Raw genomic sequence first — 25,699 nt, 5'->3', positions numbered from 1 at the left:
CGTCTGTTTCCGGATGGTGGGCTCGCGGCAAGTGCGCAAGGCTCCTCGGGTGAGCGAGGCGCTGAGGCAACCGCAGCAGGAGCGCAGCCACGCCACCCTCGCCCGGATCGAGCAGGCCGCCTTCGCCCTGCTCGCCTCAGGCGGGTGGGACGCCGTCACCGTCAACGGCATCGGCCGACTGGTTGGGGTCTCCCGTGGCGCCTTCTACTCCCGCTTCCCGAGCCGGGAGGCGCTGCTGGACTTCGTCCGCGAGCGTTACCACGAGGCGCTCAACGAGGCCGAGCAGTCGGCGTTCGCCCTGGTCGACCCGCAGGCCACGCGCGACCTCGCCGTCGTCGTGACCGACGCGGTGACGGCGGTCGCGGTCGTGGTCGAGCGCTTCGGACCGATCATGATGCACCTGCGTGACAACCCGGCAGAGCGCAGGAGCAGCGGCTTGGCCCGTTCGATCCTGTTCGAGCGCTACCGGCGCGTGGTGCTGGCCGCGGCCGACCAGATCACCCACCCCGACAGCGAGCTCGCCGTCGCCGTCACCTTCCGGGTGGTCTTCGAGACCCTCGCCTTCAGCGTCCACGACCCGCTCAGCGTCCCGCTACCGCTGCGGCACACGCCCGACCAGCACCGGGCGGAGCTCGCGTCGATGGTGCTGGCCTACCTGACCACGACCCCGCCGACGAGAGGCACGCCATGACCATGCCCAGCACCCAGCACACGCCCACTCCCCAGCTCCCGACGTCGGAGAGCCGTCTGCTGGCCAGCCCGAACCGGCTGAAGCTCATCTGCTTCGGTTTCAACGGCAACGGTGGCCAGACCATCACCTCAGCCGAGGGCGTCCCCGACGGGTCCTGGGCGCAGAACCTGCGGATCGCCCGGGCCGCGGACGCCGCCAACTTCGAGGCGATCCTGCCCGGGGCCCGGTGGGCGGGGTTCGGCGGTGAGACCAACTACCAGGCGCGCTCGTTGGAGACGTTCGCGTGGGCGGCGGCGGTCTCGGCGGTGACCTCGCGGGCGCAGGTCTTCGCCACCTTCCACGTCCCCACCGCGCACCCGGTCCGGGTGGCGAAGACCATCGCCACCATCGACGAGATCTCCGGCGGGCGGTTCGGGCTCAACATCGTGGCCGGCTGGTCCGCGTCGGAGATCGGCATGTTCGGTATTCCGCAGCGCGAGCACGACACCCGCTACGAGTACGCCGACGCCTTCTTCGAGGCCCTGGACGCTCTCTTCAGCACCGAGGGCTACTTCGACCACGAGTCCGACTACTTCCCCATGCCTCGCGCGTTCTCGGAGCCGAAGCCGGTGCAGGCCCCCCGTCCGGTCTACATGTCCGCGGCCGTGTCCCCGCGCGGCCGCGAGTTCGCCGCCCGCTGGTCCGACCTGAGCTTCCAGACGATCCGCGACTTCGAGGCCGGCCGGGCGCAGGTGAGCGAGACCAAGCAGCGGGCCCGGGACGCGTACGGCCGGAACCTCCAGGTGGCGGCCGGGGTGATCATCGTCTGCGCCGAGACCGAGAAGGAGGCGCAGGCCTACTTCCGCTACTACACCGACGAGAAGGGTGACCCGGTGGCCGCGGAGAACCTGCTGCGCTCACTCTTCCCCGAGGTCCGCGACCCCCAGGGCCACGTACGCCAGATGCCGCCGCAGATGATGGCCAACTTCACGAAGGGCATGATCGCCGGACACGGCGCCGTGCCGTTGATCGGCACCCCGGAGCAGGTCGTGGAGAAGCTGGCCGCAATCGCGGACTGCGGGATCGACGCCTGCACCCTCGGCTGGGTGAACTTCGAGACGGGTATCGCCCAGTACGTGGAGCAGATCCACCCGCTGATGGTCTCGGCCGGGCTGCGTAAAGACGAGGCGCCGCCTGCGGCCGTGGACCTGGGCTCCTACCCGTCGCCGCGGCGCACGCCGGCGGACGTCCCGGCATGACGTCGGTGCTGGCCGTCGACGGGTCGCCCCAGGGCGGAGGCCGGACGGAGCTGGCTCTGCGGGCGGTGCTGGCCGGGGCGGAGGGGTGCGGGGCGGACGTCTCGGTGGTCTCGCTGGCCGGCGGGGAGGAGGCGATCGCCGCGGCCGTGGCCGAGCTGGGCCGCCACGAGGCCTTCGTCCTGGGGGCACCCGCCTACCGGGCCGCGCCGGCCGCGCCGTTGAAGGCCCTGCTGGACGCGACGCCCCGGGGGTTCTGGGGTGAGCAGGAGGCCCCGATCACTGCCCGGGCCGTCGGCCTGGTGATGACCGGCTCCACCCACCACCACTACCTGGCCCTGGACGGGCTGCGGAGCGTCCTGGCCGGGTTCTTCGCCGCGCACGTCCTCAGTCCGGGGCTGTACCTGGCCTCGGACTCGTTCGTCGACGGTCCTGCCCTGAGCCCGAAGGCCGCCGCCGCCGCCGCCGCGCAGGGCCGCGCCCTGGTAGCGCTGGCCCGGGCCGTCGCGTCCTCACCGGACCTCGCCGCGGTAGTGCCGCAGGCCTGACGGGTTCGCCGGGGCGGGCCCTGGGTAGGAGTACCGGGTCCTGTCCCGGCGACCGATCGGCTGCTGCGTGCGCATCCTGCTCTGGAACCTCCACGGCGGCTACACCGACTCGCTGCTCAGCGGGACCCACGACTACCTCTACCTGCCCGCCGGGGTCGCCGGCAGCGGTGGGCCGCCGCAGCTGCACCAGCCCAGCGCAGGGACGGTCACGGTCCTCAGCCCCGAGCAGCTGCGGGACGCCCCGCCCGACCTGGTCGTGCTGCAGCGGCTCGAGGAGCTGGGCTGGGCGGCCGAGCTGGGGCTGCGGCCCGGCGTCGACGTGCCGGCCCTGTTCGTGGAGCACAACACCCCGCAGGACGGCGTGCCCAGCAGCCGGCACCCGCTGGCCGACCGCCCCGAGCTGACCGTCGTGCACGTGACGCACTTCAATGCCCTGGTCTGGGACACCGGCAGCACACCGACGGCGGTCGTCGAGCACGGCGTCGCCGACCCGGGCCCGCGCTACACCGGTGAGCTGTCCCGCCTCGGGTTCGTGGTCAACGAGCCGGTCCGTCGCTGGCGGACCACCGGTACGGACCTGCTGAGCCGGTTCGCCGACCACCCCGTCGACGCGTTCGGCATCGACGCCGACCGGCTGCCGCCCGCCCTGCCGCAGTGCGCCCAGCTGGCCTACGCCGGCAACCTCAGTCCCGAGGAGCTCTACACCGCTCTCGCCCGGCGCCGGGCCTACCTGCACCTGAACCGCTGGACCTCGCTGGGGCTCTCCCTGATCCAGGCGATGATGCTGGGGTTGCCGGTGCTCGTCCTCGACACCACCGAGGCCTCGCGCGCCGTCCCGCCCCGGGCCGGCGCCCTCTCCACCGACGTCGACGTGCTGGTGACCGAGGCCGCCCGATTGCTCGCCGATCCCGACGAGGCTGCGGCCCGGGGCCGCGTCGCCCGGGCGGCCGCCCTGGAGCGCTACGGCATCGAGCGGTTCGTCGCCGCCTGGGACGAGGTGCTGACCCGCGTCGCCTCCGACGGCGGAGGCGGGCCCTCCAGCAGCTCGTCCACGTAGTCCCAGAAGCGGGTCCGCTCGAAGCTGGCCAGCACGAGCTCGCGTCCCTGCCGTCCCATCCGGCGACCTGCCGCCGGGTCGGCCAGGAGGGTCGCCACCGCGTCGGCCAGGGCGGCGGGGTCGCCCACCGGGACGATCTGGCCCGTCTGTCCGTCGACCACCGAGTCGACGGCTCCAGTGGCGTCGGTGGTGATGACCGGCACCGAGCTGGCCGACGCCTCGAGCACCACGTTCGGGAACCCCTCCCGCCGGGTCGGCAGGACCAGGACGTCCATCAACGCGTAGTACGGAGCGGTGTCGGGCACCGCGCCCGTCCGCACCAGGGCGTCCGGCCGGTCGCCGAACGCCCGCAGCGCGGCCCCGCCGTCCTCGACCGGGCCGACCACGAGCAGCTGGTGCGGGACGCCGTCATCCTCGAGTTGGTGGTGGGCGGCCGCGAGGTCGTGGAGTCCCTTGTCGGCCCCGAGCCGGCCGACGAAGCCGACCACGGGCCGGTCCGGGTCCAGTCCCAGGTCGGCCGCGAGCCGGCGCCGCTGCTCCTCCGAGACCCGTCCACGGTCGAAGTGGGTCGTGTCGACGCCGTTCGAGCTGCCGCGGCCGAGCACCCGGACCTTCTCGTCCGTGCCGATCCCGGACTCCAGCGCACGGTCGCGCAGGCTCGGGCTGACGGCGACGACGACGTGAGCGCCGGCGGCGGTCAGCCGCTCGAGGATCACCAGGAGCTGCCGCGTGAGGCCTTGCGTGGTCTCGAAACGCAGCCCACGCAGGATGTAGACCCGATGCGCGACGCCGACGAGCACGGCCGCGAGAGTGCCGAGCAGCCCGGCCTTCGGGGTGCCGACGTAGACGGTGTCGGGCCGCAACCTCCACAGCAGGCCGACCCAGCGCAGCAACGACACCAGGTCCCGCAGCGGCGAAGGGTCGCGCTCCATCGCCAGCGCGTGGACGGTGACGCCCGGCTCACCCCCGAGCTCGGCCAGCCGCCGACCCGGGGACGAGACGACGTGCACGTCCCAGCCCCGCTCGACGAGGTGGGCGGGGTACCCCTGCAGCAGCCCGAGCGACACGTCGGCCGACACGCCGAGGACGATCCGGCCCCGGTCCGCGCTCGTCGGGCGCCGGGGAGCGCGCGGGCGGCTCCCCGGCCGCCCGCCCACCGTCACAGGAGCTCGCCGGCGTTCTTCACCCGGTGCCGGGTGTCGAAGACGCGGTCGGCGGCCTTCTCCAGGACGGCGTAGTCGACGTCGTCGTGGTCGGTGAGCAGGACGATGTAGTCACTGTTCTGGACGACCTCCTCGGTGAGGCTCACCGACTCGACCCCCGCCGGCCACTGGTAGGGCTCGACGTGGTGGTCGACGCCCTGCACGTTGACCCCGTACTCGCGCAGCAGGGCCACGATCCGCAGGGCCGGGGACTCCCGGACGTCGCCGGTGTTGCGCTTGTAGGCCAGCCCGACGAGTAGGATGGTCGAGCCGTTGAGGGCGACCCGCCGCCGGTTCAGGGCGGTGACGATGCGTGAGACCACGTAGTCGGGCATGTGGTCGTTGATGTCGTTGGCCAGCTCCACGAAGCGGAAGCTCCGGCCGAGCTTGCGGCGGACCTCCCACGACAGGTAGCTCGGGTCGACGGGGAGGCAGTGGCCCCCCACCCCGGGGCCGGGGGTGAACTTCATGAAGCCGAACGGCTTGGTCCCGGCCGCGTCGATGGCCTCCCACACGTCCACGCCCAGCTGGTGGCCGAAGACCAGCAGCTCGTTGACGAGGGCGATGTTGACGTGGCGGAACGTGTTCTCCAGCAGCTTGGTGAGCTCGGCCTCCTTGGTGCCGCTCACCCCGACGACCTCGTTGATCATGCTCGAGTAGAAGCCGTGGATCCGGATGTAGGCCTCCTCGCCGATCCCGGAGACGACCTTCGGGGTCTCGACGAAGCCCCACCGCTGGTTGCCGGGGTCGATGCGCTCCGGGGAGTACCCGACGTAGAAGTCGGTGCCGCAGGTCAGGCCGCTGATCGACTCGAGCAGCGGGGCCAGCAGCTCCTCGGTGGTTCCCGGGTAGGTCGTGGACTCGAGGATGACGGTGGCACCGCTTCGCAGCTGGGGGGCCAGGGACGCTGCGGCGGACTCGATGAAGCTGAGGTCGGGCACCGACTCACGCAGAGGCGTCGGCACCGTGATCACCGCGTAGTCGAAGCCCTCGCAGTGCTGGTAGTCGGTGGTCGGCAGATAGCGGCCGCTGTCCAGGGCCTGCTGCAGCCGCGCCGAGTCGACATCGTCCACGTAGGAGGCGCCCTCGGCGAGGCGGCCGATCCGCCGGTCGTCGACGTCGACCCCCACCACGGTGTAGCCGACCTCGACGGCCCGCATCGCCACCGGCAGGCCCACGTAGCCCTGACCGACGATGACCACTTTGGCGTCCGGGCCGGCCGGGCCCGACGTCGGTCGGGGCGCGACGCCGCTCTCGGGGCTCCGCGCCTCAGAGGTCGGGCTCTCCGTGGTGGTGGCGTCGGGGGCCGTGGAGCCGGCCGGGTCGCGGGTCACGCCAGCAGATGCAGGCACGAGGAGTCCTCCGTGGTCTCCCCGAGCACAGATTCCGACCGTTCAGTCCAGGGAATGGTAGCCCCCTCCGACACCGGGAGCCCACCGTCGAGGCTCTCGGGCGCTCCGGGGGCCGGCTCAGGGACGGGCGCCGTAGAGGTACCAGCGGATCCAGGGACGCGGGTCGTCCGGTCGGGACTCGAGCTCGTAGCCGCTGCTGCGCAGAGCGGCCGTCACGGCCGTCGAGGTGGCCTGCCAGGCGCTCCCCGGCTGCCCGGCCTTGAAGTCGTGGCAGGACACCGCGACGTGCTCCACCCGCCCCAGCTCTGCCGGCGGCGGGACCAGCACCTCCCCCTCGGCACCCTCGATGTTCATCTTGAGCAGCGCGACCGGCCCCGGCCCGACCTCCTCCATCAGGTCCGCGAAGGTGAGGGCCCGGACGGCGATCCCGCTCCGGCCCTCATGCGCCAGCCGGTTGCTGATGTAGCGGTCCGGGTCGAGCTCGAGCTGGACCGAACCCCGTGTGCTGCTGAGCGCGGCCTCGACCACGACGACGTTGCGCAGGTCGTTCTCGGCCACCGTCCGCCGCAGGCATCGGGCGGCCGTCGGGTCGGCCTCGACGCAGAACACCCGTCCCTGCGGCCCCACCAGGCGCGAGAACAGCCGGGCCTCGCTGCCCACGCCGGCTCCGACGTCGACCACGGTGTCGCCCGGCTGCGGGAGGTAGCCGTAGAGGTAGACGTCGGTGACGTAGGCGTCCTGCTGACGCGGCGTCGGACCGCCGAGCCGCATGTCCACCAGGGTGCCGTCGGCGTAGCGGCGGACCCAGAGGCCGTCGTCGTAGCGCACGGAGCACCGCTGTCTGCCGCGGACCGACAGCCACAGGGCCGCCGGCGGCGTGACCAGCCGCGGGTCGAGTCGCGCCGCCAGCGTCGCGGCTCGAGATCGCAGCCGTCTCAGGGCAGAAGGGGTCGCCATCGGTCGGACGATACCGGGATCCGCGGACGACGCAACGGCGCCCACCCGTGAGGATGGACGCCGTTCTCGCGTCAGCGGTCGTGCGGGTGAGCTCAGGCCTTCTCGGTGTCGCTCTCCACGCCCGGGGTGGCCGCAGCCTCCTCGGTCTCCACGTCGGTGCTCGGCGCCTGCTCGGTGTCCGTCGCGGCGTCGCGCTCCTCGGTGTCGGTGACCAGACCCTCGGCCGGGGTCTCCTCGGTGGTGCCCGTGGACTGGACCTCGTCGTCGGGGGCACCCTCGCCGGCGGGGGCGCCGGCCGGAGTGGCGACGGCCTGGGCCGAAGCGCGCTTCTTGGCCGCCACCGGCGTCCGGAGGTTGGCCTTCTTGGAGTCCTCGACCGACTCGGCCACCAGCTCGATCATGGCCATCGGGGCGTTGTCGCCCTTGCGCGGCCCGACCTTGGTGATCCGCAGGTACCCGCCCTCACGGTCGGCCATCTGCGGCGCGATCTCGGTGAACAAGGTGTGCACGACACCCTTGTCCTTGACCGTGGTCAGCACCAGCCGACGGGAGTGGATGTCGCCCCGCTTGGCCTTCGTGATCAGCTTCTCCGCCAGGGGACGCAACCGCTTGGCCTTGGCCTCGGTGGTCACGATCTTCCCGTGCTCGAACAGCTGGGTCGCGAGGTTGGCCAAGATGATCTTCTCGTGGGACGGGCTGCCGCCCAGACGAGCGCCCTTGGTAGGTGCTGGCATGTCTACTCTCCGTTAGCGATGGTGATGCAGGTCAGAGACCGGCGAGACCCGGCCCAGGTTCCGAGGCGGGACGGGATACCCGACACCGTCTCGGTCCCCCGCCGAGGGCGGGGGTTCCAGGGGGTCGCCCCCCTGAGGCAATCGATCAGTACTGCTCGGTCTCGGTGAAGTCGGCGTCTTCTTCCTCGAGGTCGTCGTAGCGGCCGATGGCGGCCAGCGGGTCGAAGCCCGGCGCGCTGTCCTTCAGCGACAGGCCCATCTCGTGCAGCTTCAGCTTGACCTCATCGATCGACTTGGAGCCGAAGTTGCGGATGTCCAACAGGTCCTGCTCGCTGCGCGACACCAGCTCGGAGACCGTGTGGATCCCCTCGCGCTTGAGGCAGTTGTAGGACCGGACGGTCAGGTTCAGGTCCTCGACCGGGAGGGCCAGGTCGGCGGCGAGCTGCTCGTCGATGGGCGACGGGCCGATCTCGATGCCCTCGGCCTCGACGTTCAGCTCGCGAGCCAGACCGAACAGCTCGACCAGGGTGCGGCCGGCGGACGCGACGGCGTCGCGGGGCCGGATGGCCTGCTTGGTCTCGACGTCGAGGATCAGCTTGTCGAAGTCGGTGCGCTGCTCGACCCGGGTGGCCTCGACCTTGTAGGTCACCTTGAGCACCGGGGAGTAGATCGAGTCGACCGGGATCCGGCCGATCTCGGCGTCGGCCATCTTGTTCTGGACGGCGGAGACGTAGCCGCGGCCGCGCTCGACGACGAGCTCCATCTCGAGCTTGCCCGTCTCGTTCAGGGTGGCGATGTGCAGGTCGGTGTTGTGCACCTCGACGCCGGTGGGCGGCGCGATGTCGGCCGCGGTGACCGCACCCGGCCCGGCCTTGCGCAGGTACATCGTGACGGGCTCGTCCTCCTCGGAGGAGACGACGAGCGCCTTCAGGTTCAGGATGATCTCGGTGACGTCCTCGACGACGCCCTCGATCGTGGAGAACTCGTGCAGGTTGCCGTCGACCTTGATGCTGGTGATCGCCGCCCCCGGGATCGAGGACAGCAGGGTGCGACGCAGCGAGTTGCCGAGGGTGTAGCCGAAGCCGGGCTCCAGCGGCTCGATGACGAACCGGGAGCGGTCGTCGCTGACGACCTCTTCGGACAGGGTGGGGCGCTGAGCGATGAGCATGGTCTTCTTCTTCCTTCTCCGCGCTTCCCGCTATTTGAAGGCGCGGTCCCCGCCGTGTCGGACGGCGAGGGTCTGACGCCTTCGACAGGCTCAGGGAACCGGAGCCGCGCCCTGAGGAACGGTCCGCTCCCCGAGCCTGTCGAAGGGTTCTGCTACTTGGAGTAGAGCTCCACGATGAGCTGCTCTTGCACGTCGATCGTGATCTGCGCGCGCGTCGGCAGCTGGTGGACGAAGATGCGTCCACGCTCGGGCAGCACCTGCAGCCAGGCCGGCACCTCGCGCTCGCCGTGGGTCTCACGGTTGACGATGTGCGGCGTGGTCTCGCGGAGCTTCGGAGCGAGGTCGACGATGTCGTGGCCGGACACCCGGTAGGAGGGGATGTCCACCCGCTGGCCGTTGACCAGGAAGTGTCCGTGGACCACGAACTGGCGAGCCTGACGACGGGTGCGGGCCAGACCGGCGCGGTACACAACGTTGTCCAGCCGCGACTCCAGGATCTGGAGCAGGTTGTCGCCGGTCTTGCCGGCGTGCCGGTTGGCCTCTTCGTAGTACCGACGGAACTGCTTCTCGAGCACGCCGTAGGAGAAGCGGGCCTTCTGCTTCTCGCGCAGCTGCAGGGAGTACTCCGACTCCTTGGTGCGACCCTTGCCGTGGACGCCGGGCGGGTAGGGGCGGCGCTCGAAAGCCTTGTCGCCGCCAACCAGGTCAACCCCCAGCCGACGCGACTTCTTGGTCATGGGACCGGTGTAGCGAGCCATGTTTGTGTGAGTCCTTTAGTGGTGGGTGCGGATCAGACGCGACGGCGCTTGGGCGGGCGGCAGCCGTTGTGCGGGATGGGCGTGACGTCGGCGATCGCGCCGACCTCCAGGCCCACGGCCCCCAGCGAACGGATCGCGGTCTCGCGACCCGAACCCGGACCCTTGACGAACACGTCGACTCGCTTCATCCCGTGCTCCATGGCCCGACGTCCCGCGGCCTCGGCGGCCATCTGGGCGGCGTACGGGGTGGACTTGCGCGAGCCCTTGAAGCCCACCGTGCCGGCCGAGGCCCACGCGATGACGGCCCCGGTCGGGTCGGTGATCGAGATGACGGTGTTGTTGAACGTGCTCTTGATGTGGGCGTGGCCCGAGACGACGTTCTTCTTTTCCTTCTTGCGCACCTTGGTGGTGCGGGTGTTGCGACCTGCAGTAGCCATGTCAGATTCTCCTGAGTCTCACCAAGTTCCCGCTCGCGCGGTTACTTGGCCTTCTTCTTGCCGGCGACGGGCTTGCGCGCACCCTTGCGGCCACGGGCGTTGGTCCGGGTGCGCTGGCCCCGGACCGGCAGACCACTGCGGTGGCGGCGACCCTGGTAGGAGCCGATCTCGACCTTGCGGCGGATGTCGGCGGCCACCTCGCGACGGAGGTCACCCTCGGTCTGGTAGTGCGCTTCGATCCAGTCACGCAGCTGGACGAGGTGATCGTCGGTCAGCTGGTGGACGCGGAGGTCGCCACTGATCTGGGTGGCTTCGAGGGTCTCCAGGGCGCGGGTACGACCGACGCCGAAGATGTAGGTCAGGGCGACCTCGAGGCGCTTGTCGCGCGGGAGGTCGACACCGATGAGACGTGCCATCAGGTGGGTACTACCTTTCGATTTCGTCGACGCGCCGCAGTGGCGGCTCCGACCGGTCAGGTCGGGTGCGTCGCGGAGGTGTCTGGCGTGAGGCGTCCCTGGCAACCTTCGGTTCGAGCTGGGCCCGAACCGCCAGGGCCCCGGCCTCCGACCGGGGGTGACTCTCCGTAGGTACGGGAGAGGTGCGATCACACTGTTGGGGTACTGCTGGTCGTGCGGTAGTGCTGGTTGTGCGGTACTGCTGGTCGTGCGTGCTGCTGGTGTGCGGTGGAGCAGCGGGGAGGCTCAGCCCTGGCGCTGCTTGTGCCGCGGGTTCTCGCAGATGACCATCACGCGACCGTGGCGGCGGATGACCTTGCACTTGTCGCAGATCCGCTTGACGCTCGGCTGGACCTTCATGGAGCTCACTCCTGTATCGGCTCCGCGCAGACCGGTGGCCCGCACGGATGAGGATGGATCGAGGAGTGCCCGACGCACGGGCACGGAAGAGAGGCCACCACCGGGCGACCAAGGGGATACTGTACGCTCACGCGCTGGCCGACTCAAATCGCCTCGAGCCACAACCTCTTCGAGGCCGTCGACAGGCTCAGGGCGCGGGACTACTTGTGGCGGTAGACGATCCGGCCGCGGGTCAGGTCGTAGGCCGAGAGCTCGACGACGACGCGGTCGGCCGGCAGGATCCGGATGTAGTGCTGCCGCATCTTGCCGCTGATGGTGGCCAGCACCTTGTGGCCGTTCGCCAGCTCGACGCGGAACATCGCGTTCGGCAGGGCCTCGACGACGGTCCCCTCGAGCTCGAGTGCGCCCTCTTTCTTCGCCATGAACTCTCAATCTGTGTCAGAAACCGTGCGTGCAGTGCCGGTTCGCGCGTTCTTACCGTTGTTGTGGGCTGAGCAAGCCGGCGGTGCGTGACCGCGACCCCGACCGACCCGTCAGTCTACGCGGGGCTCCGCCGGCACCCCAAATGCGAACGCCGGCCGAGAGCTGGCCCAGGGGCGGGTCAGGCGTCCTGCAGCGTGCGCTGGGCCTGCTCGCGGTAGGCGTCGATGCTCTCCCGGAGCGCCTTGACGATGTAGGGCGGGGACTCCATGCCCTTGCGGCCGGCCCACAGCAGTCGGCTCTCGACCCGGCCGATCTCGCGGGCGTAGCCCTCGACGTCGGCGTCCACGCCCAGGTCGGTGGCCATCCGGCCCACCTCGGCGCGACGACCCTTGTCCTGGCCGCCCGCGACGTAGTAGCCCTTCTCGCGCAGCACCCGGGCCAGGAACAGCTGCCAGGGCTTGAGCACCTTGTCCTGGATCATCAGCATCGCCGACATCTGGTAGAAGGCGAAGTGCCCGGGCTCCTGCTGCTTGATGGGGTGCAGGATCGTCCTCGCGATCGCCTGCTCTCCCATCTCGAGCATGCCCGCGTGCAGCCGGTTGTACGCGAGGACCGCCTGCCGCTCCGTGCTCGCCCCGGTCAGGAAGTACAGCATCCGGGTGATGTCCTGGATCGGCTTCATGTGGGCCAGGGCGCCCAGGATCTTGATGTCCAGCCCGATGTCGAGCTTCGGGACGGTCGGCGGGCGTCCGATGTCGGTCTGCAGCCGGTCCAGGATCAGTCCGTGCTGGATCTCCTGCGGTGCCCACACGTCGGCGTAGAAGGTCTTGTTGGTCTCGTCCACGTCGGGTAGCAGGACCAGCAGCTCGAGCACGTTGCGGTCCACCTCGAGCTCGACACGCGCCAGGTAGTCGATCGTGTGGCCGAACCGTGAGGCCACGGCGGCCGGGTCGTGCACGGTGCGGTCGACCGAGTCCAGCCGGATCGGCGGGTAGAGGTCACCGAGCCGGGACACGTGGTCAGCGATCTTGCGCTGGGTGATCGGCTGTCCGGGCATCTTCCTATCCTACGGAGCCGTAACCGCGGAGTCAGGCGTTTTCGCCTGTGTCGTTACCCACAGTTAGGTAAGGCAATCCAAACTCCTCCTCGCGCCGGGGCCACCGAGCTAGAGGAGAAGAAGGAGGAGCAGACCGAGGAGAACCACGGCCACCGCGACCCCTGCCACCACCAGCAGCGTCAGGCGCTGAGCGTCCCGCGACGGGGCCAGCTGGCCAGGCTGGCCGCCCGAGCTGACCACCATGGCCGGGTCGTCGTAGGTCCGCAGCGGCGGCAGCCCGGTCACCACCGGGACGAGCTCGCCAAGGGTCCGGGCCGCGAACAGCTGGTCGAGCCGGCTCTGGTAGTCCTCCGGGTCCAGGCTGCCCGCGGTGTAGGCGGCGTTCAGTCGGACGTTCAGCTGGTTGCGTTCGGACTCGCTGACCACCTCGCCGGGACTGCTCCGGTAGGGCGAGGAGATCGGCAGGTCACTGCTCACCCGGTCAGGGTACCGGGAGGATGTCAGGCAGGCCGAAGCGCGCGAACAGGCCGGTCTCGAAGAACGCCACCACGTGGCTGACCCCCAGCTCGGTCACCGTCGGCACCTGCAGCTGGAACGCGTGGTGGCGGCCGTCCTCACCCCGCATGTAGAGGGCCAGGGCGGCCTGGCCGTTGGCCGAGACCGGCAGCATGACCTGGTCCCCGGCCCGCTCGGCCGGGCAGTGCCGGCGGATGAGCCGGCCGATGTTCTCCGCGCCGGAGTACCAGCCGGTATAGGGGGGCATCTCCCAGACGGCGTCGGCGCAGAGCAGCGCGACGATGCGGTCGACGTCGTAGGCCTCGAACGCCTCGACGTAGTCGGCCAGCAGCTGCTTGGCCCGCTCCTCCGACACCGGAGGCGTCGTGCTCTCGGGGTCGAGCCTGGCCATCGAGGCCCGCGCCCGCTGGAGGCTGGAGTTGGCCGCGCCGACGCTCATCCCCAGCAGCTCGGCGACCTCGTCGGCGTGCCAGGCCAGCACGTCGCGCAGGATGAGCACCGCGCGCTGCGGCGGCGTCAGGTGCTGCAGCGCGGCCACGAAGGCCAGCCGGACGCTCTCCCGGCCGACGACCTCGGCCGCCGGGTCTCCGCCGGCACCGCGTCCGGAGCCGGTCGAGGGTCCCCAGACCACGGTGTCGGGCAGCGGCTCGAGCCAGGGCGTCTCGGGCCGGGAGTGCAGGGCGGCGTCCCCGTCGGTCCCGGGCTGGCCCAGCCCGGTGGGCAGCGGCCGTCGCTGCCGGCTCTCCAGCGCGGTGAGGCAGACGTTGGTGGCGATCCGGTACATCCAGGTGCGCAGGGACGAGCGGGCCTCGAAGCCGTGGAACGAGCGCCAGGCCCTCAGGTAGGTCTCCTGCACCAGGTCCTCGGCGTCGTGCACCGACCCCAGCATCCGGTAGCAGTGCGCGGTCAGCTCCCCCCGGAGCGGCTCGACCAGGCTGGTGAAGACGTCGTTGTCGGTAGCCACAGACATGGGGAGAAACTACCGCGCCCAGGCGATGATTTGCAGCCCTACCGAGGGTCTTGACCCACAGCAGCACCGGGCTGCGCACGCTGGGCAGGAAGGCATCCTCCGATGAACCGCATGATCTTCGTCAACCTCGCCATCTCCGACCTCGAACGGACGAAGGCCTTCTACACCGGCCTGGGTTTCACCCTGAACCCCCAGTTCAGCGACGAGAACACCGCCTGCGTCGTCATCTCCGACACCATCGTGGTGATGGCTCTGCAGCGGGGCCGCTTCGCCGACTTCGTCTCCGGACCCGTCGCCGACCCGACCGCGGGAACGGCCGTCATCAACTGCCTCTCGGCGAGCAGTCCCGCGGAGGTCGACGACCTCGTCGCGAGGGCGCTGCGGTCCGGCGGACAGCCCTGGCTGGACAAGGTGGAGCTCGGCGGGATGTACGGGCACAGCTTCACCGACCCCGACGGCCACGTCTGGGAGGTCATGCACATGGACCTGGCAGCCTGAGCCGGGCCGAGGGGGCGCTCGCTGAACCGCTTCGGTGACTGTCGCCCGACGGCGATAGCGTGGCCGCCATGCCTGCCTATGTCGCCGACGACTCCCGCTACGACGTCCAGCCCTACCGCCGCTGCGGACGCAGCGGTCTGAAGCTCCCCGCGGTCTCGCTGGGCTTCTGGCACAACTTCGGCGACGACAAGCCCTTGGAGACCCAACGGGCGGTGATGCGCCGGGCCTTCGACCTCGGGGTCAGCCACTTCGACCTCGCCAACAACTACGGCCCGCCGTACGGCGCGGCCGAGGTGAACGCCGGACACATTCTCCGCGAGGACTTCCGGCCGTACCGCGACGAGCTGGTGATCTCGTCCAAAGCCGGCTGGGACATGTGGCCCGGCCCGTACGGCGACCACGGCTCGCGCAAGTACCTGACGGCGAGCCTCGACCAGTCGCTGCAGCGGCTCGGCCTGGACTACGTCGACATCTTCTACCACCACCGGCCCGACCCCGAGACGCCGCTGGAGGAGACGATGGGTGCGCTCGACGCGGCCGTCCGGGCGGGCAAGGCGCTCTACGTCGGCGTGTCGTCCTATTCTCCCGAGCACACCGCGGCGGCCGCTGCCCTGCTCCGCGACCTGGGCACCCCGATGATCATCCACCAGCCGTCGTACTCCATGTTCAACCGCTGGATCGAGGGCGGGCTGCTCGAGGTGCTCGAGACCGAGGGGGTCGGCTGCATCGCCTTCACCGCGCTGGCCCAGGGTCTGCTCACCAACCGCTACCTGAACGGCGTGCCGGCCGACTCCCGCGCCGCGCAGGGCAAGTCGCTGTCCACCGACGCGATCAGCGAGGACAACCTGGCCCGCGTCCGGGCCCTGAACGAGATCGCCACCGGTCGCGGCCAGACGCTGGCGCAGCTGGCCCTGGCCTGGGTGCTGCGCGACCCGCGGATCACCTCCACCCTGATCGGCGCCAGCAGCGTCGCCCAGCTGGAGGACAACGTGGCCGCCGTGCAGAACCTGGACTTCAGCGACGACGAGCTGGCTGCCATCGACGAGCACGCCGTCGACTCCGGCGTCGACCTGTGGGCCGACGCCCGGGACTCCACCGACGGCTGAGCTCCTCGGTGGGGGCTCAGCGGCCTTCGACGCGAAGGTACTCCGCGCCGAGGCTGGTCAGCAGCTGGTGACCGAACAGGGCCGCCGGGGTGAACGCACCCGGGCGGCCCTCGTGCCGCGCGAGCCGCCGGGCCACCTCGGCGGCGATCGCCACGGTGGCCGCCTGGGCCTCGGGCAGCCGCACCCAGCCCTCGGCCGCGGTCCCGTCGGACCAGGCGACGTCTGCGTGTCCCCAGGAGTGCTCGCGCGGGGCCGGACGGTCGGCGAACCTGACGGCGGCGAGCCGCCCCGCCACGAACCGGCGGAGCACGCCGAGATGGAGCAGGCTCGCCGCGACGGGGAGGGCCAGCCGCACCAGTCGACCGGACGGCGCCTCGCTCGAGGCGGCGTCCACGAAGCGCGCACCGCTCGCCCGCTGGGCGGCGACCAGCTCGCCCAGCGGCATCAGCGCGACGCTCACCTCGTCGCCCTCAGGCGTCCGCAACGCCAGCACCCCGCCGCCGATCGACGCCGCGGCCAGGACGCCGTCAGCCACCCTGCGGCCCTGGAAACGACCGCCACCGGGGACGCCCGGCAGCCCCTCCACGAGGGTCCCGGCCAGAGCCTCCCCCAGCCGTCCCGCCTCGAGCGCCAGGGACGGCACCATGTCGACGCGGACCCGCTCCGCCGGGTCGGCTCCCTCGCAGAGCCAGGCCACCACGCTCTCCGTCGCGGTCACCCCGAACCCCGCTCCGGTGACCAGCGTGCGGCCGGAGCGCACGGCGTCACCCTGCCGGGCGAGCAGCGCGGGCACGGCCGCCATGTCGTTCGCGAGGTCGACGTACTCGCTCCCGGCCGCGAGGCAGGCACCGACCAGCGGGGGTGCGGTCCGGGTGAACGGGCCGATCGTGTTGAGCACGACCGTCGGCCGCTCCCGGACGACCGCCGTGGCCATCGCCTCCGCGCTGGCGGCGACGACCGTCCGGTGCCCGCCCGGCCGGGCCGCCTCGGCCAGGCGCCCGGCGTCGCGACCCACCAGGACCGGGGTGACGCCACTGGTGGCCAGGTCGTCGGCGACGGAGCGTCCCGTCCGTCCGTAACCGCCGAGGACGAAGACCTCGTCCGTGCTCCCCCGGCCTCCCGCGCTGCTCACCCGGGAAGGACCAGACCGGTGTGGTGGGCCGCGAAGGCGAGCAGGTCGGCCCACTCGGCGGCCTGCAGGGCGGTCGGCTTGCCGGCGCCGTGACCGGTGGCGGTCTCGATCCGGGTCAGCACCGGGGCCGGTCCGGTCTGGGCGTACTGCAGCGCGGCGGTGAACTTGTGGCTGTGCAGGGGGACCACGCGGTCGTCGTGGTCGCCGGTGAGCACCAACGTCGCCGGGTACGCCGTCCCCGGCCGGACGCGGTGCAGCGGTGAGTAGGCGAACGCCTCGGCGAACTGGTCGGGGTCGCGGGGGTCGCCGTAGTCGCTGGTCCAGGCGGCCCCGACGGTGAACAGGTGGAAGCGCAGCAGGTCGAGCACCCCGACCCCCGGCAGGGCGACGGCCGCGAGGTCGGGGCGCTGCGTCATGACGGCACCGACCAGCAGACCGCCGTTGCTGCGACCGTGCAGGGCCAGCTGCCCGGTCGTGGTCACCCCGGTGGCCTTGAGGTGCTCGGCCACGGCGACGAAGTCGTCGAACACGTTCTGCTTGTGGCTGAGCCGGCCCGCCTCGTACCAGTCGCTGCCGTACTCACCGCCGCCGCGCAGATTGGCGACGGCGAGCACGCCGCCGGCGGCCAGCCAGCCGGCCCAGCCGGGCCGGTAGTCGGCGAACAACGGGATCTTGAAGCCGCCGTAGCCCCAGAGCAGGGTCGGCTGCGGCACGCCCGGGTCGCTGCCGGCCGGCCGGATGAGGAAGTACGGGACGCGCGTGCCGTCGGCGCTGGTACCCGCCGTGCGCTCGACGCGCATCGGCGGCGCCACGAAGTCGGCCGACCCGCCAGGCACCAGACCGGGCAGCGGCCGCACGTCGCCGGTGGCGAAGCTGAACCGGTAGGACTGGGTGGGCGTGACCACCGAGGAGAGGCCGACGAAGACCTCGTCGTCACCGGCGTGACCGTCCAGGGCGACGACCGCGCCGCCGGACACCTCGACCACGCCGAGCACCGCACCGTCGCGGGCGTAGCGGGTCAGCCGCGGCTGGGCGTCGACCAGATGGACCGCCACGAACCCGTCGCCCGCCGCGACCACCTGCTCGAGGGCGTGCTCGGTCTCGGGCAGCACCTCCCGGAACGCCGAGCGCTGCTGCGACGGCAGGTCCAGGTCGACCGCGACCACCCGCCGCCGCTCGGCGCCCTCGTCGGTGAGCAGGTACAGCACGCTCCCGTCGGAGCGGACCAGGGTGAACTCCGCGCGCGGCTCGTCCACCACCTTCACCGGCTCGCCCAGCCGGCTGGTGCCGCCGTCGTCGCGCACCGGGTAGGCCCAGAGCCGGTTCTGGTACTCGGTGCCGGCGACGATGCTGACCACGACCCAGCGTCCGTCGTCGGTGACCTGGGCCCAGGCACCCAGCCGGTCGTCACCGGGGTCCAGCACCAGCTCGTCGGCCTCGGCGGGCTCGCCGATCCGGTGGATCCGCAGCCGGCCCCCGCCGAGCGCCGCGGTCTCGGTGCCCTCGGCGTGGCCCTCGTGGTCGTAGGCGCTGTACACGTAGGAACGGTTGTCCGGCAGCCAGCCGGCGTCGGAGAACTTGGTCTGGACCGGAGCGTCCGGCAGCCCTTCGCCGGTTCCCGCGTCGACGAGCGCGAAGGTGGTCCAGTCGCTGCCACCCGCACTGACCGCATAGGCGAGCCGGCGCCCGTCGTCGCTGACCGTCAGCTCGGCCACCGAGGTGGTGCCGTCCGCCGAGAGGGTGTTCGGGTCGACCAGCACCCGGCCGCCCGCGAGCAGCTCGTCGAGGGTCTCGGCGACGTACCAGACGTCCTGGTTCTGCCGGCCGTCGTTGCGCGTCACCAGGTAGCGGCCGGCCCGACGCCGCGGGGTCCCGGCCCGCGGTCGGGCCAGCACCGCCCGCATCGTGGCGGTGAACCAGGCCCGCTCGGGCAGGGAGCCCAGGTAGGCCTCGGTGACGGTGTTCTGGCGGGCCACCCAGTCGATGGTCTCGGCGGCGTCCGGGTCCTCCAGCCAGCGGTAGGGGTCGGCTATCCGGCGGCCGTGCAGGACCTCGACGAGGTCGTCACGTCTGGTGCTCGGCAGGTCCATGGCTCAGCCCTCGTCCTCAGTCAGCCAGCGGGCCGAAGGGGACGCCGAGCTCGGCCAGCGCCGCCTCACCGCCGTCCTCGGCGGTCAGCACCCACAGGCCGCGGGCGGTGACGGTGATCGTGTGCTCCCAGTGCGCCGCGGGCCGGCCGTCGTCGGTCACGACGGTCCAGTCGTCATCGAGCACGTGGTTGTCCGGCGAGCCGAGGGTCAGCATCGGCTCGACCGCCAGGGCCAGTCCCTCGACGATCGCCGCCCCGCGCAGCGGCGTCCGCAGGAACCCGCGCGAAACCAGGTTGGGCACGTCGGGCGGCTGGTGCATGGCCGAGCCGATCCCGTGACCTACGTACTCCTCGACGATCCCGTAGCCGCCCGGGTGCTCACGGACGGAGCGTTCGACCGCGGTGGAGATGTCGGCGACGTGGCCGCCGAGCCGGGCAGCGCCGATCCCTCGCCACATCGCCGCCCGGGTCGCATCGCTCAGCGCGAGCAGGTCCTCCGTCGGCCGCCCGACCGCGACGGTGACGGCGGAGTCGCCGTGCCAGCCCTCGACGACGGCGCCGCAGTCGATCGAGAGCAGGTCGCCCTCGGCCAGCACGCGGGCTCCGGGGACCCCGTGCACCACCTCCTCGTTGACCGACAGGCAGGCGACGCCGTCGAAGCCGCCGACGCCGTTCACCGACCCGTAGCCCAGGAAGGACGGGGCGGCGCCGGCCGCCCGGATGGTCTCGGCGGCGACGGCGTCGAGCTCACGGGTGCTGACGCCAGGTCGTACCTGCGCCACGGTGGCCGCGATGGCCGCCGCCACGACCAGTCCGGCGCGGCGCATCTGCCGCAGCTGGTCCGGGGTCTTGAGCTCGATGCCCCGCAACGCGCCGAAGACCACGGGCTCAGCCCGTCGTCGGGCCTCGGTGGCCGCGTCCGTCGAGAGCCTGGAACAAGCGGGCGGACACGTCGGAGACCGCACCGAGACCATCGACCTCCACCAGCAGGCCCCGGTCGGCGTACTGCTTCAGCAGGGGGGCGGTCTGGTCGGCGTAGACCTGCTGCCGGACCCGGATCGTCTCTTCCCGGTCGTCGGCGCGACCCTCGCTGGCGGCCCGCTTCAACAGGCGGCCCACCACCTCGTCCTGGTCGGCGACCAGGGCGACGACGGCGTCCAGGTGCTCCCCGCGTCCGCCCAGGAACTCATCCAGCGTGTCCACCTGGGCCACGGTCCGCGGGTACCCGTCCAGCAGGAACCCGCCCTCGCAGTCGGCCTGGGCGAGCCGGTCGGCGACGATCTCGTTGGTGATCTCGTCGCTGATGTAGCCCCCGGAGGCCATGATCTCCCGTACCTGCTGGGCCAACGCGGTCTCGGCGGTCTTCATGGCCCGGAAGATGTCTCCGGTCGAGATGGCCGGGATGGCGTAGTGGGCCGAGATCAGGGCGGCCTGGGTGCCCTTGCCCGCCCCCGGCGGACCCATGATGAGAAGGCGCATCAGCGGAGAAACCCTTCGTAGTTGCGTTGCTGCAGCTGGCTCTCGATCTGCTTCACCGTATCGAGACCGACGCCGACGATGATCAGGATCGACGTGCCGCCGAAGGGGAAGTTCTGGTTGGCGTCGAGGAAGATGAAGGCCACCGAGGGCAGCAGCGCGATCAGGCCCAGGTAGAGCGCCCCCGGGAAGGTCAGCCGGGAGAGCACGAAGGCCAGGTAGTCCTCGGTCGGCTTGCCCGCGCGGATGCCGGGGATGAAGCCGCCGTACTTCTTCATGTTGTCGGCGACCTCGTTCGGGTCGAACGTGATGGCCACGTAGAAGTAGGCGAAGAAGACGATCAGCAGGAAGAAGGTGACCATGTAGAGCGGGTGGTCACCGCGGACGAAGTTCGCCGAGATCCACGACGAGACCTTCGAGTCGGGGCGGAACTGGGCGTACAGGGCCGGTAGGTAGAGCAGCGAGGACGCGAAGATCACCGGGATCACGCCGGCCTGGTTGACCTTGATCGGGATGTAGGTGGTGGAGCCGCCGAGCATCCGGCTGCCCACCATCCGTTTCGCGTACTGCACGGGAATCCGGCGCTGGGACTGCTCGACGAAGATGACGCCGGCCATCACCACCAGGCCGAGGGCGATCACCAGCAGGAAGATGACCCAGCCCTGCGAGCCGGGGCGGGCGACCTTGAGGCCCCACAGGGCGCTCGGGAAGGTGGCCGCGACCTGGGTGAAGATCATCACCGACATGCCGTTGCCGACGCCGCGCTCGGTGATCAGCTCACCCAGCCACATGATGACGCTGGTGCCGGCGGTCATCGTCAGGATCATGGTGATGACCGGGAAGATGCCCTTGTCGTACACCAGACCGGTGCAGCCGGAGAACAGCCGGTCGTTGACGGCCACGGTGACGAACGCCGTGGAGTTCAAGACGGCGAGCACGAGGGTGAGGTAGCGGGTGTACTGGGTGATCTTGGTCTGCCCGGCCTGGCCCTCCTTCTTCAGCGCCTCCAGCCGTGGGATGACCACGGTGAGCAGCTGCAGGATGATGCTCGAGGTGATGTAGGGCATGATCCCGAGCGCGAAGATCGCCAGCTGCAGCAGCGCGCCACCGGAGAACAGGTTGATCAGGGAGTAGAGGCCCTGCTGGCTACCGCTGGTGGCCTGCTTGAGGCAGTAGTTGACCTGCGAGACGTTGACGTTGGGCGTCGGGATGATCGAACCCAGGCGGAACAGGGCCAGGATCGCGAGCGTGAAGAAGATCTTCTTCCTCAGGTCCGGGGTCCGGAACGCGTTGGCGAATGCGGCGAGCACGCGTGCCCTCCCTTTCTTCTTCTGCGTCCCTGGCGCGAGGCGACGCCGACAACTCTGTCACGGGTCCGGAGCCTCCCGACGGGAGACCGGACGCCCAGGACCGGACGACTTTATCAAGGGATGCGGAGATTCCCTCATCGTCAGCCACCTGGCAGGCGCCCGGCTCCCTCTCCTCGGGTTGAGCCGGCGTCAGCGGGGTACGCGGGTGATCCAGTAGTCGGCGGTCGTGGCGTCGGGGATGCCGAAACGCGCGTTGGGCAGGTACAGGCTGCCCCGGTACGCGGCCACCGTCGTCGGCACGTCGAAGCGGGCCCCGGCCGGCAGGTCGGCGGTGGTGAGGGTGTCCGTCAGCCGGCCGCGGGTCCCGTGCGCGTTCAGCCGCACGACCGCGATCTGGTTGTCGCGGTTCTGCACCGCGTACAGCGTGCGGCCCTGCACCAGCAGCCCGTCGCCGTTGGTCAGCAGCGTGCTGCCGAGGTCGACCCGGCGCGCCACGCCGGTCCGGGGGTCGACGCGGAAGAGGAAGCCCGTGTTGGACTGCACCACCAGCAGCGACCGGCCGTCCGGGGCCAGCGCGATGCCGTTGGCGTTGTTCACCCCCTCGGTCTGCACCCAGTCCCCGGTCAGGGCCGTGGTGGTGACCTTCGCCTTCGAGGCCTTCCTCGCGTAGGAGACCCGGTAGAGCTGGGCCTGCAGCGAGTCGGTGAACCAGGCCGCGTGCCTGGCCAGCACCACGTCGTTGACGAAGCTGCCGGCGGTGGTGAAGGGGTAGCTGGCCAGGGTCCGGCCCGTCCTGGTGCTGACCACTCGCCCGGTACCGCTGGCACCACCAGCCACGTAGAGCCGGTCTCGGGCGACCTTCAGCCCGACCGAGGCCGTCCCCGGACCCTGGCTGATCACCCGTCCCCGGCCGGTGCGCAGGTTCACCGCGTAGATGTCGCCGTCGCCGCGGGAGCCCAGGTAGGCGGTGCCGTGGCTGACCGTGATCCCCTCGGGCTGGAAGCCGGCTGGCAGGGCGATCTCGTTCGGCCGTGCCGTAGCTGGGCGGGAGTGCGGGGTGGCGACGGCCGGTGCGACCACCGTGGCGGTCAGGGCGGCGCTCGTCAGGCCTACTGCGGCGCAGGTCAGGGCGGCACGCCAGCGGCGTCGGCTCGCGCGGGTGTGGTCTGGCATCGTCATCGGTGCTCCTCCTCGTGCGCCGGGGCGGGGCCCGGCGGCCGTCGGCGTCCGCGGTGCGGGGCCTGCAGCGAAGGGTACGAACGGTGACCAAGCACCGGTCGGGCTGGTAGCAGGTCGGCCGGGGTCGAGCCGCGTAGCATGAGCGGCACTGGCTTCGCGTCCACACGCGCACCTCGGGGGAGGCCCAACGAGCGCGTCCCTGGAGGTCTCGATGTCGGTGTTCTTCCCCGAGAACGGCTCTGCCGACCCCGAGGACGGGAACGCCGACGAGCCGGGGACGAACGACCAGGCGACCGCGCCGGGCCCCCGCCGTCGCCGCCGGGCGCGCTGGGTCGTGGCCCTGCTGGCGGTCCTGGTCGGGGTGGTGGTGGTCTCGGTGGTCGCGGCGACCAGCTACGTCGCCACCGTCAGCCACTCGGTCTCGGAGAACCTGCAGCGCGGTGAGGACCTGCCGCCGGACGTCCCCACGGCCGCCGGTGAGGCACCTCGACCCATCAAGCCCGCCGAGGCGGCCAAGGCGGTCAACTACGTGCTGATGGGCTCCGACAGCCTGACCGGTGACGCCGGCCAGGGCCGTAGCGACGTGCTGATGGTGCTGCACCTGTCCGGCGACCGCCGCAGTGCCGCGCTGATCTCCTTCCCCCGCGACCTCTACGTCTCGATCCCGGGCCACGGCAAGAACAAGATCAACGCCGCCTACGCGTTCGGCGGCCCGCAGCTCACCGTCCGGACGTTGGAGGGCCTGCTGGGCACCCGGATGGACCACACCGCCCTGATCGACTTCGACGGCTTCATCTCCCTGACCGACACCCTCGGTGGCGTGACCGTGAACAACCCGCACGCCTCGGCGTCCCACGGCTACTCCTTCCCCACCGGGCGGATCACCGTCTCCGGGGCCGAGGCGCTGGCCTACGTGCGGGAGCGCAAGCAGCTGCCGAACGGCGACCTCGACCGGGCCGAGCGGCAGCGGTTGGTGGCCCGGGCGATCCTGACCAAGGGCCTCAGCCAGAAGACCCTGACCAACCCGGTCGCCTTCAACAAGTTCGCCGGCGGGCTGGCCAAGCAGGTCACCGTCGACCCCGGGCTGAGCATGGGCGAACTGCGCAGGACCGCCCTGTCGATCCGGTTCACCCCCAGCGACATCGACTCGATGCAGGCGCCCATCAAGGGCTTCGGCACCTCTGCGACCCACCAGAGCATCGATGTCGTCGACACGTCGGCGATGGCCGACCTGGCCGAGGCGCTGCGCGACGACCGGCTCGCCGACTACCGGGCCGAGCACCCGGAGGGCTGAGGTCCTGGCCACTCCGACGCGGCCCGCGTCCGTCCGGTTCGGGAGGTCTCCGGCGGCTATGCTCACCCCCATGCCCGACCTCCTCAGGAGGTCCGGGCCGAAGCTGGCGGTCGGGGGACTCGTCGTGCTCAACGTGGTCCTCATCGGCGCCCTCGCGCTGCGGGCTCCCGAGCCGGTGACGTCCGCGGTGCCGGCAGCCGGACCGACCATCAGCGACACCCCTCGCGCCACCTCATCGCCCTCCCCCTCGGGCTCGCCGACCCGTTCCGCATCACCGTCCGCGCCCCCGTCGACGTCGGCGTCCCCTTCCCCGTCGGCATCTCCCAAGCCGTCGGCGTCATCGTCGGCCAGCGCCGACCCGCCAACCGACAGCTCGCCGCAGCCCGGCTCGGGCCGACCCCGCGTGCTGGCCGCCAGCTCGGGCCGGATCGCCTGGCGGGCCGAGCCGAGCCGGTGCGGCAGCTCCGCGACGGTCGAGGTGACGACCGACGGCGGCCGGCACTGGACCGCACGGGACCCCGGCATCGGCTCGGTGGTGCGGCTCAAGACCTACGGCGACGACGCCGTCTTCGCCATCGGCGCCGACTCCCGCTGCCGGCCGACGTACGCCTGGACGACAGGCCCCCGCGAGCCGTGGCAGCACGACCGGTCCCTGGTGAGAGACATCTGGTTCCGCAGGCCCGGGGCCCTGGACACGGTGCACGCGCCCAGCGGCAAGCAGAGCCGGCCGTGCGGGGGCGACCTCGTCTCCCTGGCCGGGCTCGGCACCTACCAGGCGGCCGTCCTCTGCGGCGACGGCCGGATCCGCACCGACGACGTGGGACGGTCCTGGCGCACCGTCGCCACCCGGACGGGGGCGCTCAGCCTCAACGCCGACGACCTCGGCTTCGTCGCGGCCGTCGTCCGGCCGGGCTGCTCGGGCACCGTCATCGCCCGCTTCGACCAGGCCGGGACCGGGCTCGGCCGGTCCGCGGGACGCTGTCGGAAGGCCTCGGCCTCCTCCGGCAGCACCGCCGTCGCGATCCGGGACGGGGCGACCTGGCTCTGGGCGGCCGACCGGGTGCACCACTACTGAGCCGGCGCCGGGTCTCGGGAGGACCGGGTCAGCGCCGAAGCACGGCGGTGATCCCGGCGACGGCTTGCTCGATCGCCCCGAAGGCCGCCGCATAGGCCTCGGGACTGCGCCGGTACGGATCGGCTACGTCGTCGTCGTCGGCCTGCGAGCGGCGCCGGCGGGCCGCGGCCAGCGACACCGTGGCCTCCGCCCGCTCGACCGGAGAGCCGGCGGGCAACAGCTCCGGGCCGAGCTCACCCACCAGCCGGGCGTACTCGCGCAGGGTGAACGTCCGCCGGACCGTCGCCGGCGCGAGGTCGACCGTGCTCGCCCGGTGCTCTCGGGTCAGGGTGAGCACGAGGTCGGCGGCGCGGAGCAGGGCCGGCGTCACCTGCCGGGCCGCGAAGTCCCCGGTGTCCCCTCCGGCGCCGACGACCAGGGCCGCCATCGGCGGGTCGATCCCCCGGCCCACGAGCGCCGCGGTGCCCGCGGACCCCACCCGGAAGTGGTCACCGAGAGCCGGGGCCAGCAGCCGTTCGGCGGCCGGGGAGCGCGCGATGTTGCCGGTGCAGACGCAGACGACGGTGAAACGACCGGTCATGACCCTCCTCCGCGGACCGGCTCAGACCTGCCCGCGGCCA

At 71.5% G+C, this 25,699-nt stretch carries 28 protein-coding genes; 8 read left to right on the top strand and 20 right to left on the bottom strand.

Annotation, left to right across the window (positions count from 1 at the left end):
- Positions 1-49 precede the first annotated feature (49 nt).
- The 4 genes from ACFE7W_RS04805 to ACFE7W_RS04790 all read left to right on the top strand — a co-directional run bounded on the left by ACFE7W_RS04805 (position 50) and on the right by ACFE7W_RS04790 (position 3,531).
- Positions 50-691 (top strand): TetR/AcrR family transcriptional regulator, encoded by a 642-nt coding sequence (locus ACFE7W_RS04805; protein ID WP_375423652.1) that lies wholly within the window; start codon positions 50-52, stop codon positions 689-691.
- Positions 688-1,929, top strand: a complete 1,242-nt coding sequence (locus ACFE7W_RS04800) for an LLM class flavin-dependent oxidoreductase (RefSeq protein WP_375423651.1) — start codon at positions 688-690, stop codon at positions 1,927-1,929. The genes ACFE7W_RS04805 and ACFE7W_RS04800 overlap by 4 nt, the downstream gene beginning before the upstream one ends.
- Positions 1,926-2,474, top strand: a complete 549-nt coding sequence (locus ACFE7W_RS04795; protein WP_375423650.1) for an NAD(P)H-dependent oxidoreductase — start codon at positions 1,926-1,928, stop codon at positions 2,472-2,474. The genes ACFE7W_RS04800 and ACFE7W_RS04795 overlap by 4 nt, the downstream gene beginning before the upstream one ends.
- A gap of 67 nt (positions 2,475-2,541) precedes the next feature.
- Positions 2,542-3,531: a glycosyltransferase gene (locus ACFE7W_RS04790; RefSeq protein ID WP_375423649.1), complete on the top strand. Its 990-nt coding sequence runs from the start codon at positions 2,542-2,544 to the stop codon at positions 3,529-3,531.
- Here ACFE7W_RS04790 and ACFE7W_RS04785 read toward each other — a convergent pair.
- From ACFE7W_RS04785 to ACFE7W_RS04725, 13 genes are all read right to left on the bottom strand, one after another.
- The gene (locus tag ACFE7W_RS04785; RefSeq protein ID WP_375423648.1) at positions 3,435-4,610 is read right to left on the bottom strand and encodes a glycosyltransferase family 4 protein; all 1,176 of its coding nucleotides are present in this window, start codon (positions 4,608-4,610) and stop codon (positions 3,435-3,437) included. The two genes, ACFE7W_RS04790 and ACFE7W_RS04785, sit on opposite strands and share 97 nt — an antisense overlap.
- An 80-nt stretch (positions 4,611-4,690) precedes the next feature.
- Positions 4,691-6,085: a nucleotide sugar dehydrogenase gene (locus ACFE7W_RS04780; protein WP_375423647.1), complete on the bottom strand. Its 1,395-nt coding sequence runs from the start codon at positions 6,083-6,085 to the stop codon at positions 4,691-4,693.
- A gap of 117 nt (positions 6,086-6,202) precedes the next feature.
- On the bottom strand, positions 6,203-7,042 hold the full coding sequence (locus ACFE7W_RS04775) for an FkbM family methyltransferase (RefSeq protein WP_375423646.1): 840 nt from the start codon (positions 7,040-7,042) through the stop codon (positions 6,203-6,205).
- Positions 7,043-7,134: 92 nt separating this feature from the next.
- Positions 7,135-7,776, bottom strand: coding sequence for a 50S ribosomal protein L17 (gene rplQ, locus ACFE7W_RS04770; protein WP_375423645.1), 642 nt, complete (start codon positions 7,774-7,776; stop codon positions 7,135-7,137).
- Positions 7,777-7,921: 145 nt separating this feature from the next.
- Positions 7,922-8,944 carry a DNA-directed RNA polymerase subunit alpha gene (locus tag ACFE7W_RS04765; protein ID WP_375423644.1) on the bottom strand — a complete coding sequence of 341 codons (1,023 nt, stop codon included), beginning with the start codon at positions 8,942-8,944 and terminating at the stop codon, positions 7,922-7,924.
- Between the two features lie 152 nt (positions 8,945-9,096).
- A complete protein-coding gene (rpsD, locus tag ACFE7W_RS04760) occupies positions 9,097-9,702 on the bottom strand; it encodes a 30S ribosomal protein S4 (protein WP_375423643.1) in 606 nt (201 codons plus the stop codon).
- A gap of 32 nt (positions 9,703-9,734) precedes the next feature.
- A complete protein-coding gene (gene rpsK, locus ACFE7W_RS04755) occupies positions 9,735-10,139 on the bottom strand; it encodes a 30S ribosomal protein S11 (RefSeq protein WP_375423642.1) in 405 nt (134 codons plus the stop codon).
- A 41-nt stretch (positions 10,140-10,180) separates the two neighbouring features.
- Positions 10,181-10,555, bottom strand: coding sequence for a 30S ribosomal protein S13 (gene rpsM / locus ACFE7W_RS04750; RefSeq protein ID WP_375423641.1), 375 nt, complete (start codon positions 10,553-10,555; stop codon positions 10,181-10,183).
- A gap of 285 nt (positions 10,556-10,840) precedes the next feature.
- Positions 10,841-10,954, bottom strand: a complete 114-nt coding sequence (gene rpmJ / locus ACFE7W_RS04745) for a 50S ribosomal protein L36 (RefSeq protein ID WP_013862061.1) — start codon at positions 10,952-10,954, stop codon at positions 10,841-10,843.
- Positions 10,955-11,154: 200 nt separating this feature from the next.
- A complete protein-coding gene (gene infA, locus ACFE7W_RS04740; RefSeq protein WP_091075514.1) occupies positions 11,155-11,376 on the bottom strand; it encodes a translation initiation factor IF-1 in 222 nt (73 codons plus the stop codon).
- Positions 11,377-11,555: 179 nt separating this feature from the next.
- The gene (locus ACFE7W_RS04735; protein WP_375423640.1) at positions 11,556-12,434 is read right to left on the bottom strand and encodes a GTP-binding protein LepA; all 879 of its coding nucleotides are present in this window, start codon (positions 12,432-12,434) and stop codon (positions 11,556-11,558) included.
- 108 nt (positions 12,435-12,542) lie between these two features.
- A complete protein-coding gene (locus tag ACFE7W_RS04730; protein WP_375423639.1) occupies positions 12,543-12,911 on the bottom strand; it encodes a DUF1707 domain-containing protein in 369 nt (122 codons plus the stop codon).
- A gap of 4 nt (positions 12,912-12,915) precedes the next feature.
- Positions 12,916-13,920: a sigma-70 family RNA polymerase sigma factor gene (locus tag ACFE7W_RS04725; protein WP_375423638.1), complete on the bottom strand. Its 1,005-nt coding sequence runs from the start codon at positions 13,918-13,920 to the stop codon at positions 12,916-12,918.
- Between the two features lie 102 nt (positions 13,921-14,022).
- Between ACFE7W_RS04725 and ACFE7W_RS04720 the strand changes: the two genes are divergently transcribed.
- A complete protein-coding gene (locus ACFE7W_RS04720) occupies positions 14,023-14,418 on the top strand; it encodes a VOC family protein (RefSeq protein WP_375423637.1) in 396 nt (131 codons plus the stop codon).
- A gap of 68 nt (positions 14,419-14,486) precedes the next feature.
- Positions 14,487-15,524, top strand: a complete 1,038-nt coding sequence (gene mgrA / locus ACFE7W_RS04715) for an L-glyceraldehyde 3-phosphate reductase (RefSeq protein ID WP_375423636.1) — start codon at positions 14,487-14,489, stop codon at positions 15,522-15,524.
- Positions 15,525-15,540: 16 nt separating this feature from the next.
- Here the strand turns inward: mgrA and ACFE7W_RS04710 are convergent, their stop codons facing one another.
- The 6 genes from ACFE7W_RS04710 to ACFE7W_RS04685 form a co-directional block, all read right to left on the bottom strand.
- The gene (locus ACFE7W_RS04710) at positions 15,541-16,656 is read right to left on the bottom strand and encodes a saccharopine dehydrogenase NADP-binding domain-containing protein (protein ID WP_375423635.1); all 1,116 of its coding nucleotides are present in this window, start codon (positions 16,654-16,656) and stop codon (positions 15,541-15,543) included.
- The gene (locus ACFE7W_RS04705; protein WP_375423634.1) at positions 16,653-18,746 is read right to left on the bottom strand and encodes a prolyl oligopeptidase family protein; all 2,094 of its coding nucleotides are present in this window, start codon (positions 18,744-18,746) and stop codon (positions 16,653-16,655) included. The genes ACFE7W_RS04710 and ACFE7W_RS04705 overlap by 4 nt, the downstream gene beginning before the upstream one ends.
- Positions 18,747-18,762: 16 nt before the next feature.
- Positions 18,763-19,629, bottom strand: a complete 867-nt coding sequence (gene map / locus ACFE7W_RS04700; protein WP_375423633.1) for a type I methionyl aminopeptidase — start codon at positions 19,627-19,629, stop codon at positions 18,763-18,765.
- A gap of 4 nt (positions 19,630-19,633) precedes the next feature.
- Positions 19,634-20,224: an adenylate kinase gene (locus tag ACFE7W_RS04695; protein ID WP_375423632.1), complete on the bottom strand. Its 591-nt coding sequence runs from the start codon at positions 20,222-20,224 to the stop codon at positions 19,634-19,636.
- Positions 20,224-21,531 carry a preprotein translocase subunit SecY gene (gene secY / locus ACFE7W_RS04690; protein WP_375423631.1) on the bottom strand — a complete coding sequence of 436 codons (1,308 nt, stop codon included), beginning with the start codon at positions 21,529-21,531 and terminating at the stop codon, positions 20,224-20,226. Before secY ends, ACFE7W_RS04695 begins: the two co-directional genes overlap by 1 nt.
- A 189-nt stretch (positions 21,532-21,720) precedes the next feature.
- Positions 21,721-22,710 (bottom strand): superoxide dismutase, encoded by a 990-nt coding sequence (locus ACFE7W_RS04685; protein ID WP_375423630.1) that lies wholly within the window; start codon positions 22,708-22,710, stop codon positions 21,721-21,723.
- A 211-nt stretch (positions 22,711-22,921) separates the two neighbouring features.
- Here ACFE7W_RS04685 and ACFE7W_RS04680 point away from each other — a divergent pair, with 211 nt between their 5' ends.
- Complete coding sequence (locus tag ACFE7W_RS04680) at positions 22,922-24,004, top strand: LCP family protein (RefSeq protein WP_375423629.1); 1,083 nt, start codon at positions 22,922-22,924, stop codon at positions 24,002-24,004.
- 70 nt (positions 24,005-24,074) lie between these two features.
- On the top strand, positions 24,075-25,079 hold the full coding sequence (locus ACFE7W_RS04675; protein ID WP_375423628.1) for a hypothetical protein: 1,005 nt from the start codon (positions 24,075-24,077) through the stop codon (positions 25,077-25,079).
- 28 nt (positions 25,080-25,107) lie between these two features.
- On the opposite strand, the gene ACFE7W_RS04670 is transcribed toward ACFE7W_RS04675, so the two are convergent.
- Positions 25,108-25,659 carry a hypothetical protein gene (locus tag ACFE7W_RS04670; protein ID WP_375423627.1) on the bottom strand — a complete coding sequence of 184 codons (552 nt, stop codon included), beginning with the start codon at positions 25,657-25,659 and terminating at the stop codon, positions 25,108-25,110.
- Positions 25,660-25,699 lie beyond the last annotated feature (40 nt).

The organism is uncultured Friedmanniella sp. (assembly GCF_964244285.1).
Classification (GTDB): domain Bacteria; phylum Actinomycetota; class Actinomycetes; order Propionibacteriales; family Propionibacteriaceae; genus Microlunatus.
Note: the sequence above shows the minus strand (reverse complement) of the source record. Positions and strands in the feature narration are given on the sequence as shown.

Coding starts and splice junctions, on each gene's coding strand:
- ACFE7W_RS04800 (WP_375423651.1), top strand. CDS start 688: ATGACCATGCCCAGCACCCAGCACACGCCCACTCCCCAGCTCCCGACG.
- ACFE7W_RS04795 (WP_375423650.1), top strand. CDS start 1,926: ATGACGTCGGTGCTGGCCGTCGACGGGTCGCCCCAGGGCGGAGGCCGG.
- ACFE7W_RS04775 (WP_375423646.1), bottom strand. CDS start 7,042: ATGGCGACCCCTTCTGCCCTGAGACGGCTGCGATCTCGAGCCGCGACG.
- rplQ (WP_375423645.1), bottom strand. CDS start 7,776: ATGCCAGCACCTACCAAGGGCGCTCGTCTGGGCGGCAGCCCGTCCCAC.
- ACFE7W_RS04765 (WP_375423644.1), bottom strand. CDS start 8,944: ATGCTCATCGCTCAGCGCCCCACCCTGTCCGAAGAGGTCGTCAGCGAC.
- rpsD (WP_375423643.1), bottom strand. CDS start 9,702: ATGGCTCGCTACACCGGTCCCATGACCAAGAAGTCGCGTCGGCTGGGG.
- rpsK (WP_375423642.1), bottom strand. CDS start 10,139: ATGGCTACTGCAGGTCGCAACACCCGCACCACCAAGGTGCGCAAGAAG.
- rpsM (WP_375423641.1), bottom strand. CDS start 10,555: ATGGCACGTCTCATCGGTGTCGACCTCCCGCGCGACAAGCGCCTCGAG.
- rpmJ (WP_013862061.1), bottom strand. CDS start 10,954: ATGAAGGTCCAGCCGAGCGTCAAGCGGATCTGCGACAAGTGCAAGGTC.
- infA (WP_091075514.1), bottom strand. CDS start 11,376: ATGGCGAAGAAAGAGGGCGCACTCGAGCTCGAGGGGACCGTCGTCGAG.
- ACFE7W_RS04735 (WP_375423640.1), bottom strand. CDS start 12,434: ATGCCCGGACAGCCGATCACCCAGCGCAAGATCGCTGACCACGTGTCC.
- ACFE7W_RS04725 (WP_375423638.1), bottom strand. CDS start 13,920: ATGTCTGTGGCTACCGACAACGACGTCTTCACCAGCCTGGTCGAGCCG.
- ACFE7W_RS04720 (WP_375423637.1), top strand. CDS start 14,023: ATGAACCGCATGATCTTCGTCAACCTCGCCATCTCCGACCTCGAACGG.
- mgrA (WP_375423636.1), top strand. CDS start 14,487: ATGCCTGCCTATGTCGCCGACGACTCCCGCTACGACGTCCAGCCCTAC.
- ACFE7W_RS04705 (WP_375423634.1), bottom strand. CDS start 18,746: ATGGACCTGCCGAGCACCAGACGTGACGACCTCGTCGAGGTCCTGCAC.
- ACFE7W_RS04695 (WP_375423632.1), bottom strand. CDS start 20,224: ATGCGCCTTCTCATCATGGGTCCGCCGGGGGCGGGCAAGGGCACCCAG.
- ACFE7W_RS04685 (WP_375423630.1), bottom strand. CDS start 22,710: ATGACGATGCCAGACCACACCCGCGCGAGCCGACGCCGCTGGCGTGCC.
- ACFE7W_RS04680 (WP_375423629.1), top strand. CDS start 22,922: ATGTCGGTGTTCTTCCCCGAGAACGGCTCTGCCGACCCCGAGGACGGG.
- ACFE7W_RS04675 (WP_375423628.1), top strand. CDS start 24,075: ATGCCCGACCTCCTCAGGAGGTCCGGGCCGAAGCTGGCGGTCGGGGGA.
- ACFE7W_RS04670 (WP_375423627.1), bottom strand. CDS start 25,659: ATGACCGGTCGTTTCACCGTCGTCTGCGTCTGCACCGGCAACATCGCG.